The sequence below is a fragment of the Pseudomonas sp. Pseusp9 genome, assembly GCF_059491265.1.
Window position 1 is genome coordinate 2,044,065 of record NZ_CP168500.1, and the last position, 19,402, is coordinate 2,063,466.

18 protein-coding genes are annotated in these 19,402 nt (G+C 62.4%); 5 read left to right on the top strand and 13 right to left on the bottom strand.

Annotated features, from left to right (window positions below; all coding sequences use genetic code 11):
- Positions 1–2: 2 nt before the first annotated feature.
- Complete coding sequence (locus ACEN8E_RS09230; RefSeq protein ID WP_495592336.1) at positions 3–1,394, top strand: FAD-dependent oxidoreductase; 1,392 nt, start codon at positions 3–5, stop codon at positions 1,392–1,394.
- A 3-nt stretch (positions 1,395–1,397) separates the two neighbouring features.
- Here the strand turns inward: ACEN8E_RS09230 and ACEN8E_RS09235 are convergent, their stop codons facing one another.
- Positions 1,398–2,819 carry a type VI secretion system Vgr family protein gene (locus ACEN8E_RS09235; protein ID WP_495592337.1) on the bottom strand — a complete coding sequence of 474 codons (1,422 nt, stop codon included), beginning with the start codon at positions 2,817–2,819 and terminating at the stop codon, positions 1,398–1,400.
- A 225-nt stretch (positions 2,820–3,044) separates the two neighbouring features.
- Between ACEN8E_RS09235 and ACEN8E_RS09240 the strand changes: the two genes are divergently transcribed.
- Entirely contained in the window at positions 3,045–3,749 is a 705-nt protein-coding gene (locus ACEN8E_RS09240; protein ID WP_008020881.1) for a YebC/PmpR family DNA-binding transcriptional regulator, read from the top strand.
- 104 nt (positions 3,750–3,853) lie between these two features.
- Here ACEN8E_RS09240 and ACEN8E_RS09245 read toward each other — a convergent pair whose 3' ends face one another.
- The 9 genes from ACEN8E_RS09245 to ACEN8E_RS09285 all read right to left on the bottom strand — a co-directional run bounded on the left by ACEN8E_RS09245 (position 3,854) and on the right by ACEN8E_RS09285 (position 13,540).
- The gene (locus ACEN8E_RS09245) at positions 3,854–5,167 is read right to left on the bottom strand and encodes a leucine-rich repeat-containing protein kinase family protein (RefSeq protein WP_495592338.1); all 1,314 of its coding nucleotides are present in this window, start codon (positions 5,165–5,167) and stop codon (positions 3,854–3,856) included.
- A 212-nt stretch (positions 5,168–5,379) separates the two neighbouring features.
- Positions 5,380–6,504: a cell division protein ZapE gene (zapE, locus tag ACEN8E_RS09250; RefSeq protein WP_495592339.1), complete on the bottom strand. Its 1,125-nt coding sequence runs from the start codon at positions 6,502–6,504 to the stop codon at positions 5,380–5,382.
- A 250-nt stretch (positions 6,505–6,754) separates the two neighbouring features.
- Positions 6,755–7,801, bottom strand: a complete 1,047-nt coding sequence (locus tag ACEN8E_RS09255) for an ABC transporter substrate-binding protein (RefSeq protein WP_495592340.1) — start codon at positions 7,799–7,801, stop codon at positions 6,755–6,757.
- Between the two features lie 18 nt (positions 7,802–7,819).
- Positions 7,820–8,935 (bottom strand): NAD(P)/FAD-dependent oxidoreductase, encoded by a 1,116-nt coding sequence (locus ACEN8E_RS09260; protein WP_495592341.1) that lies wholly within the window; start codon positions 8,933–8,935, stop codon positions 7,820–7,822.
- Entirely contained in the window at positions 8,932–10,287 is a 1,356-nt protein-coding gene (locus ACEN8E_RS09265; RefSeq protein WP_495592342.1) for an FAD/NAD(P)-dependent oxidoreductase, read from the bottom strand. Before ACEN8E_RS09265 ends, ACEN8E_RS09260 begins: the two co-directional genes overlap by 4 nt.
- 262 nt (positions 10,288–10,549) lie before the next feature.
- A complete protein-coding gene (locus ACEN8E_RS09270) occupies positions 10,550–10,840 on the bottom strand; it encodes a (2Fe-2S)-binding protein (RefSeq protein ID WP_495592343.1) in 291 nt (96 codons plus the stop codon).
- Positions 10,841–10,847: 7 nt separating this feature from the next.
- Positions 10,848–11,642, bottom strand: coding sequence for an ABC transporter permease (locus ACEN8E_RS09275; protein WP_495592344.1), 795 nt, complete (start codon positions 11,640–11,642; stop codon positions 10,848–10,850).
- Between the two features lie 6 nt (positions 11,643–11,648).
- Complete coding sequence (locus tag ACEN8E_RS09280) at positions 11,649–12,518, bottom strand: ABC transporter permease (RefSeq protein ID WP_495592345.1); 870 nt, start codon at positions 12,516–12,518, stop codon at positions 11,649–11,651.
- Complete coding sequence (locus ACEN8E_RS09285) at positions 12,515–13,540, bottom strand: ABC transporter ATP-binding protein (protein WP_495592346.1); 1,026 nt, start codon at positions 13,538–13,540, stop codon at positions 12,515–12,517. The genes ACEN8E_RS09280 and ACEN8E_RS09285 overlap by 4 nt, the downstream gene beginning before the upstream one ends.
- Positions 13,541–13,786: 246 nt before the next feature.
- Between ACEN8E_RS09285 and ACEN8E_RS09290 the strand changes: the two genes are divergently transcribed.
- On the top strand, positions 13,787–14,623 hold the full coding sequence (locus ACEN8E_RS09290; protein ID WP_495592347.1) for an IclR family transcriptional regulator: 837 nt from the start codon (positions 13,787–13,789) through the stop codon (positions 14,621–14,623).
- Between the two features lie 123 nt (positions 14,624–14,746).
- Here ACEN8E_RS09290 and ACEN8E_RS09295 read toward each other — a convergent pair whose 3' ends face one another.
- Entirely contained in the window at positions 14,747–15,499 is a 753-nt protein-coding gene (locus tag ACEN8E_RS09295) for an anti-sigma factor family protein (protein ID WP_495592348.1), read from the bottom strand.
- Positions 15,496–16,002 carry a sigma-70 family RNA polymerase sigma factor gene (locus ACEN8E_RS09300; RefSeq protein WP_495592349.1) on the bottom strand — a complete coding sequence of 169 codons (507 nt, stop codon included), beginning with the start codon at positions 16,000–16,002 and terminating at the stop codon, positions 15,496–15,498. Before ACEN8E_RS09300 ends, ACEN8E_RS09295 begins: the two co-directional genes overlap by 4 nt.
- A gap of 158 nt (positions 16,003–16,160) precedes the next feature.
- Here ACEN8E_RS09300 and ACEN8E_RS09305 point away from each other — a divergent pair, with 158 nt between their 5' ends.
- Together ACEN8E_RS09305 and ACEN8E_RS09310 are read left to right on the top strand one after the other, a co-directional pair.
- Complete coding sequence (locus ACEN8E_RS09305) at positions 16,161–17,246, top strand: catalase family peroxidase (protein WP_495592350.1); 1,086 nt, start codon at positions 16,161–16,163, stop codon at positions 17,244–17,246.
- Entirely contained in the window at positions 17,243–17,788 is a 546-nt protein-coding gene (locus ACEN8E_RS09310) for a cytochrome b (protein ID WP_150753014.1), read from the top strand. Before ACEN8E_RS09305 ends, ACEN8E_RS09310 begins: the two co-directional genes overlap by 4 nt.
- Before the next feature lie 51 nt (positions 17,789–17,839).
- Here the strand turns inward: ACEN8E_RS09310 and ACEN8E_RS09315 are convergent, their stop codons facing one another.
- Complete coding sequence (locus ACEN8E_RS09315; RefSeq protein WP_495592351.1) at positions 17,840–18,991, bottom strand: M14 family metallopeptidase; 1,152 nt, start codon at positions 18,989–18,991, stop codon at positions 17,840–17,842.
- Between the last annotated feature and the right edge of the window lie 411 nt (positions 18,992–19,402).

A 19,402-nucleotide genomic window follows, 5' to 3' on the forward strand; every position in this document is an offset into this window, starting at 1 on the left:
CCATGAGACCCTTTTGGCTGGACCAGGCCTTGAAGGCTGATGCATCCGAAACCTGTCCGCCGCTGGAAGGCGACAGCCGCGCCGACGTGTGTATCGTCGGTGGCGGTTACACCGGGTTGTGGACCGCGATCATGCTCAAGGAACAGAACCCCGAGCTGGACGTGTTGCTCATCGAAGCGGACATCTGCGGCGCCGGGGCCAGTGGCCGCAATGGCGGTTGTGCGCTGTCGTGGTCGGCCAAGTATTTCACCCTGGAACGGTTGTTCGGCGTCGAAGAAGCCGTGCGCCTGGTCAAGGAGTCCGAGCGCAGCATCCATGCCATCGGCGCCTTCTGCGAGCAGTATGCGGTGGACGCCGATTATCGTCTCGACGGTACGCTCTACACCGCCACCAACCGTGCGCAATGCGGCTCGACCGATGCGGTCATCGCCGCACTGGAGCGCAACGGCATCAACTCGTTCACCCAGCGGCCGGTGGCCGATGTGCAGCGCTTGGCCGGATCCAGCAAGCACCTGGAAGGCTGGTTTTCCCCGGCCGCGGCCAGCGTGCAGCCGGGCAAACTGGTGCGCGGTCTGCGCCGGGTCGCCCTGCAATTGGGTGTGAGGATTCACGAAAACACCGCGATGACCGGGCTGGAAGAAGGCAAGCCGGTGGGTATTCAAACCCCCAACGGCACTGTTCGTGCCGATCGCGTGGTACTGGCGATGAACGCCTGGATGGCCCGGGCGTTCCCGCAGTTCGAACGCAGCGTGGCAATCGTTTCCAGCGACATGCTGATCACCGAGCCCCGGCCGGATTTGCTCGAGGAAATCGGCTTGACCAGTGGTGTCACGGTGCTCGATTCGCGAATTTTCGTGCACTACTACCACAACACCCCGGACGGCCGGATCATGCTGGGCAAGGGCGGTAATACCTTCGCTTATGGCGGACGCATGTTGCCGGTGTTCGATCAGCCTTCACCCTATGCCGGATTGTTGCGGAGCAGCCTGGCGGATTTCTTCCCGGCGTTTGCCGACGTCAGGGTCGAAGCGACCTGGAACGGCCCGTCGGACCGTTCGGTGACCGGGTTGCCGTTTTTCGGACAGATGAGCGCCAGTGGCAATGTGTTCTATGGTTTTGGCTACTCCGGCAGCGGCGTCGGGCCCTGCCACATGGGTGGGCAGATCCTGGCGTCGATGGTCCAGGGCCTGGACAACCCCTGGACCCGTTCGCCGCTGGTCAACGGGCCGCTGGGTTTTTTCCCGCCGGAGCCGATTCGCTACTTCGGTTCGCTGATGGTGCGCAACGCCATCCGCCGCAAGGAGCGCGCAGAGGATCACGGGCGTCGGCCGCGGCATCTGGATGTGCGTCTGGCAAAGTTCGCCGCTGCGGCCGGAAAGGCTGACAAGGGCTGAGCCTCAGGGCGCAAGGTCCGAGCGGTTGAGCAGCCAGTCGAACAGCAGGCGGGTATCGCCGCGGGGCTCCCGCGGACGAGGTCGGTGAGGGCGTGGCCGAGGGCTCATGGCCGTAAGGAGCACCGGGCGATCCGGGTCACTGTCGAGGAAAATCACCAGTACCTCGCTGCCAGCCACGGGCAGGCGGGCCGGATCGATCCAGTCCTCGGCGCTGGTCAGTGCCAGCGGTATCCACAGGCCGGTGGGCACCTCGTTGGTTGATTGCGTGGCGGGCCAGAGGATTACCTGACCCCGGCCATCCTCATCCACTGTCGCCGGTTGCCCCGCCGGGCCGCACAGCTGAGCGGGCTGATACCCGGGGATACTCGGCCGGGGTTGTTTGTATGCCGGCCTGAACACCGTCGACCACGGGATCGCGCTGAACTGATTGCGGTAACCCGGCGCCGTGCCTGGAGTTTCGTCGAGCAGGATGGAGGCGTGATGCCCCTGATGGCGAATGTCGGTGACCAGCCATTGATCGTTGAAAGTCGCCAACGGGTGCTCGGCCACTTGTACGATCCGGCCGCTGCGTAATGCTCCCTGGTTACTTTGACCGTGGATCTGCAGGTGCCGGCAACGCAGGCGTTCCAGTTGTCGACGGCCGAGCTGTTCACGATGTTGTTGTTCGCGAGAGGGAGAGTGTCTGGCCTTCGCGAACGAGTGATTGGCTGCGCCGTCGCCGATGTCCGGTGCACCCGGATTCCTGGCGCCTGGGCGCCCGGGGGAGAGCGGAGCGTCATGGCGCTGGAACAATTCGCTGATCACAGGTTCGTGATGCTCGTCGAGGGCGTCGCTGCGCATCGGCATGAGCAGCGGTTCCTGGGGGAAACTCAGGCTGTCATCGGCCAACACCAGCACATGGCCGTCGCGGTGATGCTCGAAGTGATAGTGGATGCCTTCCTCCTCGCACAGCCGTTGCAGCAACGCCAGGTCGGTTTCTTCGTACTGGATGCAAAATGGTCGCAGGGGATAACTCCCGGTTGCCAGTTCAAAGCGATAGCTGCTGGCGGGCAACCGGTGTTCCTCGAGTAACTGGCGCAGGATCATGGGCACGCTGGCGTGCTGGAAAACCCGCCGGCATCGTTGCCGATCCAGCGCCTGGATACGGGACACCAGCACCAGTTTGTAAGCGACCCGGTGCGCGCTTCGGTGTTCACAACCGGCGCTGTCCAGTACGCCATGAATGCCTTGGTCATGGCCAAATTCGAGGAACGCGGTTTGGTGCAGCAATCGTTCAAGGTTCAGGGCCGGTGCCAGCCCGATCACCTCGATGTCGAATCGATAGGGCTGGTTGAGTGCTTCATGACCACTGAACCGGACCACCTGGAAACTCAGGTCGTCATCGAGAAGGGTCAGGGTGGCGGGACTTTCCTTGTCGTTGTGCATCGAACACGCTGCTGCCGTGGAATAGGCTGCAAAGCGTACGAAACCCCGGCGCATTGCGGGCACGCCAAAGCGACATTTCCGAATTGCCCTACAACCGCTGGTGAAGATGTCGATACCAGTCGGGATTTTTTGGTCGATTGCCAACTTTAGGCCGTATAAACTTGCGCAAAGCGCCGGCCAATCGTTGTCTCGGCGCCACAGATGCCACAGATAAGAGAGTGAGAAATGGGCGCACAGTGGAAGGTTAAACACAAAGAAGCGGCAGCCAATGCCAAGGGCAAGATCTTCGGCAAACTGGTGAAAGAAATCACCATTGCTGCGCGCAACGGCGCTGATGTTGCTACCAACGCGCACTTGCGTCTGGTCGTTGAACAGGCCAAGAAAGCCTCGATGCCCAAGGAAACACTGGATCGCGCCATCAAGAAAGGTGCGGGCCTGCTGGGCGAAACCGTGCAATACCATCGCGTGACGTATGAAGGGTTCGCCCCGCATCAGGTGCCCCTGATCGTTGAATGCGTGACCGACAACATCAACCGTACCGTCGCCGAGATCCGCGTGGCATTTCGCAAGGGCCAACTGGGCGCTTCCGGTTCGGTGGCCTGGGACTTCAATCATGTCGGCATGATCGAAGCATCGCCGGACACCCCGGACGCCGATCCTGAAATGGCCGCCATCGAAGCCGGTGCACAGGATTTCGAACCGGGTGAAGACGGTGCAACCCTGTTCCTGACCGAGCCAACCGACCTCGACGCGGTACAGAAAGCCCTGCCGGAACAAGGTTTCACCGTGCTGTCGGCCAAACTGGGCTACCAGCCGAAAAACCCGGTCAGCGGCCTGAGCGACGAGCAGATGGCGGAAGTCGAAGCGTTCCTCGAAGGCCTTGATAACCACGACGACGTGCAGGACATGTTTGTCGGGTTGGCGGGTTAAGTCTTTGTGTCAATGACGGCTCTGTTGTCTGGCAGGCCGTCATCGCGAGCAGGCTCGCTCCCACAGTTGACGGAGTTGCCTGCTCGCGATTGACCGCGCAGCGGTCACAGATGTTCCAGTTGCTCCACGACTTCGCTGAACCCCGGCCGCGCCAGCACCTGCGGCTGACAGCAACGCCGCTCCAGATCCTCCAGCACCCCACGCCGTTCAGCGCTCAGCCCTGAGTCGATCCGCTCCAGCAACTCCCCCAGCAACACCCCGAACGCCCGCACTTCGATCCGCTGCAAGGCACGGCTTTCAAGGCTGTCGGAAATCGCGTGGAACGACGCCGCACCAAAGTCCCCCAGCAAGCAATCGCCCTGTTCATTCCACAGAATATTGTGCCCATAGAGGTCGCCGTGGGTGATGCCATGGCTGTGCAGGTGTTCGGCCACCGAGGCAATGCCCGAGGCAATGCGCAACGCCACGGCAGCACTGAAGCGCAAGTCGTCGGGGTAAATGTCGCGGCTGCACGATGCCAGGCTCGGCAGCGCGGCGAGGTTGCGGTAACTCGGTGCGATCAGTTGCATCACCAGCCCGGCGGTTTGCTGGGGGTGATCGACAATCCGCCCTTCGACGCGGATCAGGTTCGGGTGCAGGCCCGCGGTGATGCAGGCGTTCATCTCGTGCAGTGGCGAACCGTCGCTGGTCATTTCGCCCTTGTAGAGCTTCACCGCAACGGCCATGGACGGCTGGTCGGCCGGTTGCCAGGTGGCCTGATGAATCACCCCCGACGCACCTTCCCCGAGTTTTTTCTCCAGATGCAATGTCGACCAGTCAATGCGTGGCGTGGCCTCGAGGGCGGCGGCATCGGCTTCGGTTTCCAGCGGATTGCCGGCGTATGCCAGCCAGGTCAGGCTCGGCAGTTCCAGCAGCCATTGCGGCAACTCGGTGAACTGGTTGGCGGCGATGCGGATCAACTCCAGCCGATGACAATTGCGCATCGACTCTGGCAATGCTTGCAAGCGGTTACCGGCAAGCATGAGCTTTTGCAGGTATGGCCGCTCTCCCAACTCGCTCGGCAGCGTCTCGATGCAATTGTCGGTCAGGATCAGCCAGCGCAGCAGCGGTGGGAGTGCCGCAGCAGGCACGTGGGCGATGCGGTTGGCCTTGAAGCCGATCATCGTCAGTGCGGCGCATCGGCCCACACAGGCCGGCAACTCGGTGAAACGGTTATCGGAGCAGAACAGCACGCGCAAACGGGTCAGGCGGTGCAAATCCTCTGGCAGCGCGCTCAGAGCATTGCCGCTGAGGTTGAGCACTTCCAGCGAATCCGCCAGATCGAAGATCTCCCGGGGAAATTCGGTGAGGCCTTCAACAAGATCCAGCCGCGTGATGCCTGACAACTCGCCGGCGCGCAATTGAGCAAGGGTATGCATGAACAGATTCGCTATTGATCAGGGAATAGGCGCGTGGCCCCGGAAATGCGCGACATGATAGCGGGAAAGATGTGGCGACTGTCAGGCCCCTTCGCGAGCAGGCTCGCTCCCACAATGGATTCTCCCACAATGGATTCTTGTCGTGACACCGATCCCGTGTGGGAGCGAGCCTGCTCGCGAAGGGGCCCTTTAATACAACAAAAAGCTATCGATCAGGCCGGCTCGCAGACTTCGACCAGTTGCCCCAATCGACTGCGGGTGCGTGCCAGATCAATCGCATCACCGTCCAGGCTTTCACGCAGGGCGTACTGCCCGAGCAGCGTCAGGTGCTTGTCCTGGTCGTACAGCACGTCGATGAGGTTGATGAAGCGCTGTTGGGCGGCAATCGAGCACTCACCGAGCCGCGGCAGTTCATCGATGATCCAGCTATCGAAACGGCGGCACAGCTCCAGGTAGTCCATCACGGCCACAGGTTGGTCGCACAGGTCGGCGAAGGTAAAACCGATGCGCCGCTCATCGCAGAGACGGGCCTGGAAATGCCGGGTGCCCACGGGTAGCGACACGGGCGGGGCACCGCGATCCGGCAAATGCAATGACCGCCGCTGCGCCGCGCTGGCCGGCCATACGTAATGGCCTTGGGTGAACAGCTGTTGCGCGTGACTGCGGACCTGGCTGCGATAGTCATGCGGACCGCCGACTTCCATCACCTGCATGCGCGCATTGATCAAGTCGATCACCGGTTTGAAGCGGGCGTGGTACAGCGGATTGGGCAGCAGGCTTTCGGGCGGGTAGTTGGAGGTGACCAGCAACAGGATGCCGCGCTGAAACAGTGCCTTGAACAACCGGGTGATGAGCATCGCATCACCGATGTCGTGCACATGGAACTCATCGAAACACAGCACCCGGCAATCGCTGAGCAGTGCGTCGAGGGTGATCTCCAGGGCGTCGGCATGTTCGCGGTGCTCGAACATGCCCTGGTGCAGTTGGGCGAAAAACTGATGGAAGTGCAGGCGTTGTTTTTCCGCGAGGGGAATGGCCCGGAAAAACCCGTCGAGAAGCCAGCTTTTGCCGCGCCCCACGGCACCATGCAGGTACAGGCCGGGAAGGGGGTTCGGCGCATTGCCCGCCAGTATGCAAGCCTGTCGGGCCATGCAGTCGATCACGCGCTGTTGGCTGTGACTGAGGGTGTAGCCCTGGAAGTGGGCCTGGTGGCGGAAGTAGTCGCGGATGACTTGGCCCGCCGCGACGTTGCAGGCAGCCGGTACCTTGCCGAGAAGGCGACGCAACGATTGCCAGCGCAATTTGATTCGCGAACGGTTGGGCGGTCGAACGGCCACTGAAGTATCACCTCTGGTCTGCGGGCAGTCTCTCCGAGCTGCGGCGGCATAGTGTAACCAGAGCAGGGAATTTGCTTCCAGCTGTGTCAGCGCGTGAATGTCCACCGTTACGACGGGGCACTGTAGGAGCGAGCTTGCTCGCGAAAAACGTCTGGGCAACGCGTTCATTCAGACAGCACGCGTTATCGTTGACGTCCATCGCGAGCAGGCTCGCTTCTACAGGGAGCTGCGTCGTTTACGAGATCGCTTTCTACCGCTCGATGCTCCGGTTCCACCGTGCATTCCACGCCGGGCGCTGTTCGTTGACCTGATCCCAATCCACCGCGATCGCTGTCTGCAGATATTGTTTCATCGCTTCGACCTGGCCGCGGGTCCGGTCGGATGTCGGGGTATTGGGGTTGGAAGGAATCTGGTCGCCGTCCTCAAGCGCGGCGGCCTGGGCCTCGGGGGTGAGCAGGAACGCGGCGAGTTTCTGCGCCAGTTGCGGCTGCGTATTGTTGGCGATGGTGCATTCGGCGACGTTGAGTACCACGGCACCTTCCTTGGGTTGTGCGTATTCCACCGGCATGCCCTTGAGTTTCAGCGCGGTGACCTGGGTCGGCGTCAGCGGGAATAGCGCGGCTTCGTCGGTCTGGAGCATTTCTGAAATCTTTGCCGAGCTCGGAATGTATTCCAGCACGTTGCGCCCAACCGTGTCTGGCCAGGCCTTGAAGCCCGGATCGACGTTGGTTTCGCTGCCGCCCTGAATCCGGTTGAACATCAGGAAACCGTGCAGGCCGAAGGTAGAGGAGGCCATCGACTGGAACACAACCTTGTCCTTGTATCGAGGATCGGCCATGTCCATCCACGAGGTCGGCGCATTCCAGCCTTTCTCCTTGAACAGGCGCGTGTTGTACGCCAGCCCGGTGACACCGAGGCTGACGGCCACCGCTTCGTCCTTGATGCGCCCCTTGGCCGGAATTTGCGCCAGGGTCGGGCTGTCTTCGAGTTTGCCGCACAGGCCCATGGCGATGGCGCGGTACATGATGCCGTCGTCGAGGAACATCACTTGCATCTGCGGGTTGTCCTTGCTGGCCTGGACCTTGGCCAGGATATCGGCGGAGGTGCCGGGCACGATCACCACCTTGACGTTGTTGGCCTTCTCGAAAGCCGGCAGTACCTTGTCGGCGTACAACCGCTCCATGGTCCCGCCGTTCATGCCCAGGTAAAGCGTCGGTTCGGCGTGGGCCTGGGTGATGGTGAGCAGGGCGCTCATGCAGGACAAACCGAGCAGTGCGTTGCGTTTGAGGTTTTTCATTGGCGCGACCTTCCTCTATCAAGCTACGGAGATGGAGTGAAACCGGGTGATGGAAAACGCATCCAGCGACGTCTTTGACGCGCCGCTACAGATGATCTCGGTGAGCGCCTGGCCCACCGCCGGGCCGATCTGGAAACCGGCGCCGGCAAAGCCGAACGCATGCAACAGACCAGGCTGGGTACGGCTGTGGCCGATCACCGGTTGGCGATCGGGCAGATAACCTTCAGTGCCGCTCCAGGTGCGAATCGCCTGGGCGCCTTGCAGAAAGGGGTAGAGCTCGACGGCCTGGCGCAGGATATCCAGCACCGTGCCTTGACCGGGGCGAGCGCGGGCGTCGTCGAGGGCAAACCCCTGGCCGCCGCCCAGCACGCAATTGCCGCGTGCGACCTGACGCGCGTAGATGCCGCCACCCTCGACCCCTGTACTGGCGTCCATCACCAACGGCAACGGTTCGGTGACCAGCATCGCCGGGTGGCCGGAGTGCATCGGCACCGGCTCGCCGAATTGCGCAGCCAGGCTGCCGGCCCAGGCCCCGGCGCAGTTCAATAGCCAGGGCGCGTGTAGCTCGAGGCCGGTTTGCGTGCGCACGCGAAAGCGCTGACCGTCGTGTTCCACGGCGCTGACCGCGCATTGCTCATGTACCTGCACACCGTGATGCCGTGCCGCGCGGGCGAATGCCGGGGACACCAGCCTCGGGTTGGCGTGTCCGTCATCGGGGCAATAAGAGGCGCCCACCGCCACATCACCGACCCACGGAAACCGCGCTCGCAATTCCTTGCGGTCGAGTACCTGCAAGTCCAGGCCGAAGCCCTGACTGCTGATTTCATAGTCCTGCAGCGCTCGCAAATCGTCGAGGCTGCGCGCGAGCTTGAGGTGACCGCTGCGTTGATACTCGCCATCGATACCGATCAACTGAGGCAGCTGCGCCCAGATGGCGTGGGCCTGTTGCGACAGCGGCAATTGCGACAACGGTCGGCCTTGGCGGCGAACGCCACCGTAGTTGACGCCGCTGGAATGCGAACCGCAGAAGTCCCGTTCCAGCAGCACCACGCGACGCCCGGCCTTGCCAAGAAACAGCGCCGCCGAAGCACCGACGATGCCGCCGCCGATGATGATTGCGTCGACTTCGGTCATGCGTCGATCTCCAGGCCAAAGGGCAGCGGCTTGATGGGGGCCTGGGCCCGCAGCCGGCCGATGTCGGACACGGCGCGCCGGCTTTCACAGGCAATGATTTCCGCGGCGGCGGTGCCACACATCCGGCCCTGACAGCGACCCATGCCGACCCGGCAATGGGCCTTGACCCGATTGATTTCCCAGTGACCCTCGCGCACCACTTCACGAATATCACCAGCGCGAACTTCCTCGCAGCGGCAGACCATCAGCTCATCGGCGATGCCGGCGGCCCAGTTCTCGGGAAAGGCGAAGGCGCGTTCCAGACCCTGACGAAAATCGCCGATGCGTTCGAGAGCCTGTTCCAGTTGCGCGGGGCGTTGTGGCGGGATCAGGTAACCGGTGTCCTCAAGCAGCGCCAGTGCCGCGCGTTCGCCAGCCATTTCCGCGGCGTCGGCGCCCATGATCCCGGCGCCGTCACCGGCCAGGTACACCTCGGCGACGCTGCTGCGTCCGGCGCGATCACGTTGGGGCAACCAGGCGCGGTTGAGCGGGCTCCAGGTGAACTCACAGCCGAGCAGATCGGCGAGCTGGGTTTCGCTGCGCAGGCCGTGGGCGAAGGCGACGGCATCACAGTTCAGTCGATGCTCACCTTTTGCGTCGCACCAGATCAGCGCCTGCACCCGTTGTTCGCCTTCGACGTGCTTCAAGGTTGCGCTTTGATGCACCGGGATGCCGTGGGCGGTCAGCCAGCCACGGTAATAGATGCCTTTGGCCAGTGTGGCCGGTTGCGACAGCAGGCCGGGCAGGGCGCGAGCCTGGGCACTGAAGGGCGAGCTGTCGAGTACCGCGACCACCTTGGCGCCGGCCTTGGCGTATTGATAGGCGACCAGGTACAGCAGCGGACCGCTGCCGGCGAACACCACGCGCTCGCCGATGGCGCAGCCCTGGAATTTCAAGGCGATCTGCGCCGCGCCGAGGCTGTAGACCCCGGGTAGCGTCCAGCCCGGGACCGGCAGAATCCGGTCAGTGGCGCCGGTGGCGACGATCACCCGGGAAAACTCCTGTCGTGCGGCACGTCCGTCCTGCAGGGTGTCAAGGGTGCCATCCTCGGCGTTCCACACCAGGGTTTCAGGGCGGTAATCGAGCTGATCACGCAACGCGTCGATGGTCTGGTGCAACGCACTGGCCTTGCGCGCTTCGAAGCCATACAGCTTGACCGGTGAACGCTTGAAGTTGGCCGGCTGGCGCCGGTAAATCTGCCCGCCACCGCGCGCCGCTTCGTCCAGCACCACCGGGCGAACACCATGGGCGACCAGGGTTTGCGCCGCGCGAATACCGGCTGGGCCGGCGCCGATGATGACGACGGGTTTCATGCACACCTCGGCTGCTGTTCTTTTGTGGGAGCGAGCCTGCTCGCGAAGACGGCAACACATTCAGCTGAGATGTCGACTGGCAGAGCGCTTTCGCGAGCAGGCTCGCTCCCACAGTGGGCCGGGGTTGGCTGCGCTTTTTGTGCCCGGCGCAGTCCCCCTGTGGGAGCGAGCCTGCTCGCGAAGACGGCAACACATTCAGCTGAGATGTTGACTGGCAGAGCGCTTTCGCGAGCAGGCTCGCTCCCACAGATTCTGTTGGTGTTCATATGGATCGCCCCGGTTCGCGGTTGATGTGTTGCCCGGCTTCCAGCAGCGTCGAGCAGGCGCGCACCCGGCGGCCGTCGCCCAGGCGCACCCAACAGTCCTGGCAGGCGCCCATCAGGCAGAAGCCGGCGCGCGGTTCGGCGCTGAAGTCGCTGCCGCGCAGGTGTTCGCTGCAAGTCAGCACCGCCGTCAGCACGGTGTCGCCGAGCATGCCGCTGGCCGGTTGGCCGTCGAGGGTAAAGTCCAGGACCGGGCGGTCGCCTTCGGCCAGTCGTTTCAGCAGAGCCATGGCGCCCTCATTGTTTGCCCACCAGGACCCGATCCAGGCCATAGACCCGATCGAGCAGAATCATGGTCAGCGCGGTCAGCGCGATGACCAGCGCCGACACCGCCGCCATCATCGGATCGATGGATTCGGTGGCGTAGACGTACATGCGTACCGGCAGGGTTTGCGTGGCCGGCGAGGTGACGAAGATCGACAGGGTGACTTCGTCGAAACTGTTGATGAACGCCAGCAACCACCCCCCGGCAACCCCCGGCAGGATCATCGGCAAAGTGATCTGGCGGAACAGCGTGAAACGCCCGGCCCCCAGGGATTGCGCGGCGTGTTCGGCGCTGCGATCCAGGCCGATGGCCGAGGCCAGCACCAGTCGCAGCACGTACGGGGTGATTACCAGCACATGGGCGAAGATCAGCCAGGCAAAGCGGCCGTTGACCCCCATCAGGGCAAACAAACGCAGCAGCGCCACACCCAGCACCAGGTGCGGAATGATGATCGGCGACAGAAACAGCCCGTTGAAAAAATCCCGACCGGGGAATTCGAAGCGAGTGATCGCCAGCGCCGCCGGCACCGCAATCAGCGTCGCCAGACTGGCCGCGCTGAACGCCAGGATCAGGCTGTTGTAGAACGCATCGACAAAGTCGGCACGCTCGAACACCGCCCGGAACCAGCGCAGGGAAAACTCGGTGGTCGGCAGGCTCAGGGTGTTCTCCGGAGTGAAGGCCACCAGGCACACCACCACCAGCGGTGCGAGCATGAACAGCACCACAAGGGCATGAAACAGCAGGGCGAAAGGACCGTTCCTGGACATGGCGAATTATCCCAATGACTTCTTGTAGCGGCCTTCGATCATGCGGTTCCACGACAGCATGATCAGCAGGTTGATGAGCAGCAGGGCCACGGCGATGGCCGCGCCCATGGGCCAGTTGAGTTCCGACAGGTACTGGTCGTAGATCAGCGTGGCGACCATCTTCAGGCGACGTCCGCCGAGCAGGCCGGGAATGGCGAAGGAGCTGGCGGCGAGGCCGAACACGATCAGGGTGCCGGACAGGATGCCGGGCATGACCTGCGGCAATACCACCTGGCGAATCACCGTGAAGTGGCCGGCACCCAGCGACAGCGCGGCTTGCTCGGCGGCCGGGTCAAGCTTCTGCAGCGAAGTCCACACCGGAATGATCATGAACGGCAGCATCACGTGAACCAGCGCAATCACCACCGCGAACGGCGTGTAGAGCAGTTTCATCGGCGAACCACCGAGCGCCTGCAGGACCTGATTGACCAGGCCGTCGGCGCCGAGCAGCAGGCTCCAGCCGAAGGCGCGCACCACCACCGAAATCAGCAGCGGGGTGAGGATCAGGATCAGGAAAATCGAGCGCCACGGGGCGCCCATGCGGCTGAGGATGTAGGCCTCGGGCACGCCGATCAGCACGCAGAGCAAGGTGGTGAGGGCGCTGATCCACAGGGTGCGCAGGAAGATCTCGTAGAAGTACGAATCGCCCAGCAGGCTGCTGTAGTGGTCGACGGTGTAGGCGCCGCTCTTGATCCCCGAGCCGTAGTCGAAGACGTTGAACGACAACAGCAGTGTCAGCATCAGCGGGATCACCAGCAGGCTGACATACAACGCCAGGGCGGGCGCCGACAGCAGGTAGCCCTGGCGGCCCTGGCGAATGGCGGCGAGTGCAGTCATGCCGTCACCTCGTCGACACTCAGCACCCGCAACAGCGCCGTGTCCCAGTCCAGGCCGACCGCCGTGCCTTCGCTCAATGGCGCCGAGCCGTCGTTGCGGCGCACCACGCAGAGTTCGCCCAGGGTCGTCGACACACCGTACAGCCATTGGCTGCCGAGGAAGAAGCGGCTGCTGACCTTGCCTTGCAGGCGACCAACGCCTGCCTCGCGCAGATCGATTTTCTCCGGACGCAGGCTCAGGGTCAGGTCGCCATCGCCACGTGCGCACACCTGAACCACACCGGCCGTGTCGCGCTCGCCGGGCAGCAGGTTGGCTTTGCCGACGAACCCGGAAATGAACTCGGTACGCGGGTGTTCGTAGAGGGTGTAAGGCGCGTCGATCTGGGTGATGCGCCCGGCCTGCATCACCACCACGCGGTCGCTGATCGACAGGGCTTCGGACTGGTCGTGGGTGACCATCAACGTGGTAATGCCGACTTCGCGCTGGATGCGGCGGATCTCGAATTGCATTTCTTCGCGCAGATTGGCATCGAGGTTGGACAGTGGTTCATCGAGCAGCAGCACCGGCGGCTGGATCACCAGTGCCCGAGCCAGGGCGACACGCTGGCGCTGGCCACCGGACAGTTCCCGTGGGTAGCGCTCGGCGTGCTGGTGCAGGCGCACCAGCTTCAGTACCCGTTCGACCCGTTGCCGGATTTCGGTGTTCGGCACCTTGCGCATGCGCAGGCCGAAGGCAACGTTGTCCTTAACGGTCATGTGCGGAAACAGCGCGTAACTCTGGAACACCACGCCCAGGCCACGACTGGCGGGCTTGGCATGGGTGATGTCGCGACCGTCCAGGACGATGCGCCCGCTGGTGACTTCGACGAAGCCGGCGATCATTTGCAGGGTGGTGGTTTTACCGCATCCGGAGGGGCCGAGCAGGGAAACGAATTCGCCTTTCTCCACCGAAAGGTCGGTGGCGACCACGGCGTTGATTTCACCGTAGCGTTTGCCGAGTTTTTCAAGTTGCACAAAAGCCATGAGTGCGCCTCCACCTGAGATTGTTATGCGTCGCCCGCAGGCGCGCTTTCTTGTATGGGCAGATACGAAAAGATGTTGCCGGGGTGCGTTGGCGCTCGGCTTGAGTCGGCTGCCGCTGTTGTTCGAATCGCCCCTGTCTGGACGCAGATTAGGACGAAGACTAGGATGGGCTCAATGGCCAATTTCACTGAGGCGATGACTATTTTCAGTTTCATTCGCTGAGTAAATTAATTATCGAGAATATCCATGTCAGATTCCATTGAGCGGAATGAAATCAAAAATGAAGTCGGCGTGGGTGCCGTCTCAAGACTGTTTGCAGTGCTGCGTGCGCTGGGCGATACCGTCGAGGGCGGTGAGCGGGTGACGCAACTGGCCCAGCACATCGGTTTGTCGCAACCGACCACCCACCGTTTGCTGCGCAGCCTGATGGACGAGGGCATGGTCGAGCAGGATGCGCGCAGCAAACGCTATCGTCTGAGCCTGGATTTTTTTGCCCTGGCCGCCCGGGCGGGCAACAGCGGCAACCTGCGCGAACTGGTGCGCCCGGCGCTGCTGCGGCTCTCGGCGTCGCTGGGCGATTCGTTGTTCCTGCTGGCGCGCAGCGGCTTCGATGCGATCTGCCTGGACCGCAGCGAAGGTCCGTTTCCGATCCGCACCTTCACCGGTGACATCGGTGGGCGTGTGGCCCTGGGCGTGGGGCAGGGCAGCCTGGCGATTCTCGCGTTCCTGCCGGAAGAGGAACGCGACACGGTGATCCACTACAATTTGCCGCGGCTCAAGGACTTCCATCTGTATGACGAGGTGTTCCTGCGCTCGGAGGTCGAGAACGTGCGCAAGCTCGGTTACGCCGGGCGCAACACCGGCGTGCTGCAGGGCATGGCCGGGGTGGCGGTGCCGATTCTCGATCGTGAGGGCCGGGCGGTGGCGGCGTTGAGCGTGGCGACCGTGAGTGACCGCTTGGGGCCGGATCGTTTGCCGACGGTGGTGGAGATGCTCAAGCGCGAAGCAGCGTTGATCGGGCCGCGGATCAATCCGTTTGATCCGTTACTGCGCAGGCCGTCGCAGGTGTTTGGACAGGGTTGAAATATACGCAGACCACTTGTGGGAGCGAGCCTGCTCGCGAATACAGTCTGTCAGTCGCCATTGAAGTAGCCTGACCTGACGCCTTCGCGAGCAGGCTCGCTCCCACAGGAGGTGGTGGTGTGGTCAGAACTGTGTGGTCTGCCTAAGCATCTGCGCCGCCGCCGTATCCGCCGGGCTGACCATCGCATAGTTGTAACCGCCCCCCGACCAGTATTCGGCCTGCAACCCGCCATCGCTGCGACTGCCCCTGGGCAACATGAAGTTCTTCGGTCCCGGTGGGCGCACGTAGAAGCTGATCTTGTTGCCGCCCTGATTCTCGTACACCACCATCGCCGCCGGTCCCTGTTCGGTGCTGAGCAGGCGCCCGCTCACCGGTTTGAACCCGGCGCCGGTCAGGTCCGGCAAGCGATTGGCCTGGGTGAAGTAACGGTCGAGCCAACCCTGCATGTCGCCGTCTTCGCCGGCTTTGTAGTCCGCGGGCAACAACCCCTGCTCGGCAATCAGACGGTAAGCCTGCATGGCATCGGCCATCGGTTGCGCTGCGCTGAGGAGCGTCATTTCCCGTGCCTGCCAGCCACTGAAACCGCCGACGCACACAGCGATCAGCAGCACCGCAGCGCTGGCCAGGTGTCGGCGGGACTGCCGTTTGAGGCGCTGGCGAATCAGTGCCGGATCGAGGTTCGGGTTGGCCGGTTGCTGCAAGGCACCACCGAGGGCTGCGCGCAGTTGCTGGGCGTCCAGTTGCCAGGCGCGCACTTGCGCGGATATTTCGGGATTGCTCGCCAGAAAAGTCTCGACCAGGCGTCGGTCGACGTCGCTCAACTGGTGGTCGACATAGGCGTGCAGGTCACGCTCGCTGGGGGGCATGCTGATCATTTGAGTCTCCGCAGGGAGGGGCGGTTGATTTCGCCATCGCTGAGTTGGCGCAGGGCCTGGCGAGCCCGGGACAGGCGGGACATCACGGTGCCGAGGGGGACGTCTAGAATCTCGGCGACCTCTTTGTAGCTCAAGCCTTCCACCGACACCCAGAGCAGCAGCGCGCGTTGTTCAGTGGGCAGTTGATCAAAGGCGTTGAGGGTCGATTGTGCCATCACGGTGCGTTCCACCGAGGGTTGGAAATCGTCGCGCCCGGTGAAAAATTCGAGCATGCGCGCATAACGCCGGGAGCGGCGGTGCGCATCGAGAAACTGCCGGTAGAGAATCGAAAACAACCAGGCGCGCAAGTCGCCCTCGGCGCGCTTGCCGCCCCAGCTCGAGAGGGCCCGCTCCAGACTCGCCTGTACCAGGTCGTCGGCGCTGCTCGGGTTGCGCGTCAACGACACGGCAAACCGGCGCAATCGGGGAATGATTTCTCTCAGTTTTTCGTCGATTTCGTTCATCAGGTTCTGACAAGTCACTACGCTTGGGACTAGGAAGACGCCCCGTGCCGGAGGTTATTCCACGCCTGAAAAAATAAATACCGCCTGTGGGAATAATCCTGTGTGCGGTTCGTCTGCTTGATTCTTCTCACTTGTGGCCGATGGCCCTGGAGTCTTTCATGGTAGATCGATCATCACCGCCAACCCGGCCGCCCCTGAGTGCGGCGAGCCTGACGTTGCGTCTGGCTGGCATTGCCGTGGTCGTTGCCGCAGTGGCAGGGGCGTTTGCCTACGTCAACGGCACTTTCGACCCACAGCGCCTGACCCCGAAGAAACTGATCAACTTGCTGGAAACCAATAACGGCGTACATCCGGGTTTCCGTCGCAACCATGCCAAAGGCGTGTGCGTGATCGGGCATTTCGAGAGCAGTGGCGAGGTGCGCAGCTATTCCACCGCCCAGGTGTTCAACGAAGCGCGGACACCGGTGGTCGGGCGTTTCGCCTTGCCGGCCGGCAATCCATATGCGCCGGACAATGCCGTGCCGATCCGCAGCATGGCCTTGCGCTTCACTCAGGCCAACGGCCAGCAGTGGCGTACGGGGATGAACAGCATGCCGGTGTTCCCGGTGGGCACGCCCGAGGCGTTCTATCAGTTTCAACAGGCCCAGTCTCCAGACCCGGCCACCGGCAAGCCCGATCCCAAGGCCGTGCCTGCATTCTTCGGATCGCATCCCGAATCCGCGCCGTTCCTGGCCTGGATCAAGACGGCCAAACCGTCGGCCAGTTACGTCACCGAAACCTACAATAGCGTCAATGCGTTTTACCTGGTCAATGCCACCGGTCAAAAACAGGCGGTTCGCTGGAGCATGACGCCAGTGGCGCAAGACGCACCGGGCGCGGCGGCACCGCAGGGCAATGACTTCCTGGAGAAAGACCTGGTTCAGCGCATCGCCGCTGGCCCGCTGCGTTGGCAGTTGAACATCACCCTGGCCAATCCGGGTGATCCGGTCAACGACGCCAGCAAGGCCTGGCCCGAAGGGCGCAAGGTGTTGAACGCGGGCACCCTGGTGCTGGAAAAAACTCAGCCGCAACTCAACGGCGAATGCCGTGACATCAATTACGATCCGCTGGTGCTGCCGGCCGGGATCGAAGGCTCCGAGGACCCGCTGCTCGCCGCTCGTTCAGCCGGTTACGCCAATTCCTACCTGCGTCGCACCAGCGAAGTCAGCCAATTGCCCGCCGCCAAACAGGAGGCCCAGCAATGAGCACTCAACCGAACCACTTCGCTCCGCTGGCGCGCCTGCTGCACTGGCTGATGGCGCTGATGATCATCGCCATGCTGTTTATCGGCGCCGGCATGGTTGCCTCGGTATCCGAGCGGCATGAGTGGCTGATTCATCTGCACAAACCCTTGGGCGTCGCAATCTTGCTGTTGGTGATCGTGCGACTGGTGGTGCGCTTTTCCACCACGCAGCCACCGCTGCCGGCAGACATGCCGGGTGTGCAAGTGCTCGCAGCCAAGGCCTCGCATGTCTTGTTGTATGCATTGATGCTGGTTTTGCCGTTGCTGGGCTGGGCAATGATCTCGGCGTCGGGCGAGCCGGTAATGCTCAGCAGTTCGCTGCAACTACCGTCGATTGTGCCGGCGAACGCGCAGGTGTTTGCGTTTTTGCGCAAGGCGCACGGGTATCTGGCGTATCTGCTGTTTCTGACCGTGTTGCTGCATTTGGCAGCGGCGTTGTTTCACGGCTGGGTGCGTCGCGATGAGGTGCTGGACAGCATGTTGCGGGGTAAGGATCGCGGTTGAAAGCTGCCATCAATCATTGTGGCGAGGGGGCAAGCCCCTCGCCACAGGTGGTCAACGCAGGGTATCGACCATATCGGCCAGCGTGGTCAGCACATCCTTGCCCAATTGCTTCGAACGCTTGCCCGACCAACCGGTTTCCGCGTTCGGATGGTCGTCGTGATCCTTGAACGGCATTTCCAGGGTCAGCGACAGGCAGTCGTACTTCTGCCCGACACTGTTGCACGCCAGCGTCATGTTGGCCTTGCCCGGTTCATCGCGGACATAACCGTGCCTGGTCTGGAAGTCTTTGGTGGTGTGCTTCAGATGAGTGCGGAAGTGCTCCTCGAGTTTTTCGATGCGCTGCGTGTAACCGGGGTTGCCCTCGCAACCGGCGGTGAATACGTGGGGGATTTCCTCGTCACCATGGACGTCGAGGAACATGTCGACGCCGTATTTCTCCATCTGTTGCTGAACGAACAGGACTTCCGGGCTGGCTTCCTGGCTGGCGCTCTGCCAGGCGCGATTGAGGTCCTGGCCCATGGCGTTGGTGCGCAGGTGGCCGTGGAAAGCACCGTCCGGGTTCATGTTCGGCACCAGGTACAGGTCGGCGCTGGCCAGCAATTTGTTCAGCACAGGGTCGTCGTGTTTTTCCAGGCGTTCGATCACGCCTTCCATGAACCACTCGGCCATGTGTTCGCCCGGATGTTGCTGGGCAATCATCCACACCTTGCGCCGGCCTTCAGCCCCGGTGCCTTTGCGCAATAACTGGATGTCGCGACCTTCGACACTTTTGCCGGTGGCCAGTAACTCAGTGCCTGCCTTGCTCAGTGCCTGCTCGATCAGCCAGTCGTGGCGGCCACGACTGTAGGGTTCGAAGTAGGCGAACCAGGCGTGGGGCTGCTCGGCTTCGAGGCTGAAGCGCAGGCAGTCGCCTTCAAAAATGGTCGGTACGCGGAACCAGTTGACGTGATCGTATGACGCCACCGCCTGATAACCGGTCCAGGCCTTGTTATAGGAGGATAGGCTGGCATTGTTCAGGCGAAACCAGTGCTCCTGCCCGACATGCAGTCCGCTGGCCTTGAAGTGGAACCATTGGAAATGGGCACTGCGGGTGTCCGGGCGAATGGCCAGAAGCGGTTTTAGCGGATCGCTGATGTCGATGACTTGGATGTTGCCGCTGTCGAAGTTGGCACTGATGTCGAAAGAGGATTTAGCCACGGCCATAATCGGGTCCTGAATATGATTTTTATGGCGGCTACTTTACACGCAAGAGTAGGGTGAAACCGAGGGAAATTGCGGGGTGCAGGGGTGGGGGCGTCCTCCTTGACGCTGTCGCAGCTTAGAGGCTGCGAGATTGATTCTCAAGTGCTATCTGTCGCTGGCTTGAACCCGTGATGCCGGGTTTCCCTTGGCAGGCGGCATTCCTTTGATATCATCCGCGCCAGCGAATTTGCGACACCCAAAGACTTCATTAGCCTGAAGCCATAAGCCAGAAAACTGGCAAAAAAAGACCCGGCAAAAAGCCGGGTCAAAAACCGTGATTAGCCTGATGAGGAGATAGTCCAGGAGACCGACCTAAGGTCACCTGGTCCATCGACTGATCTCGCGACCAGCTGATGCAATAATAATCATTCT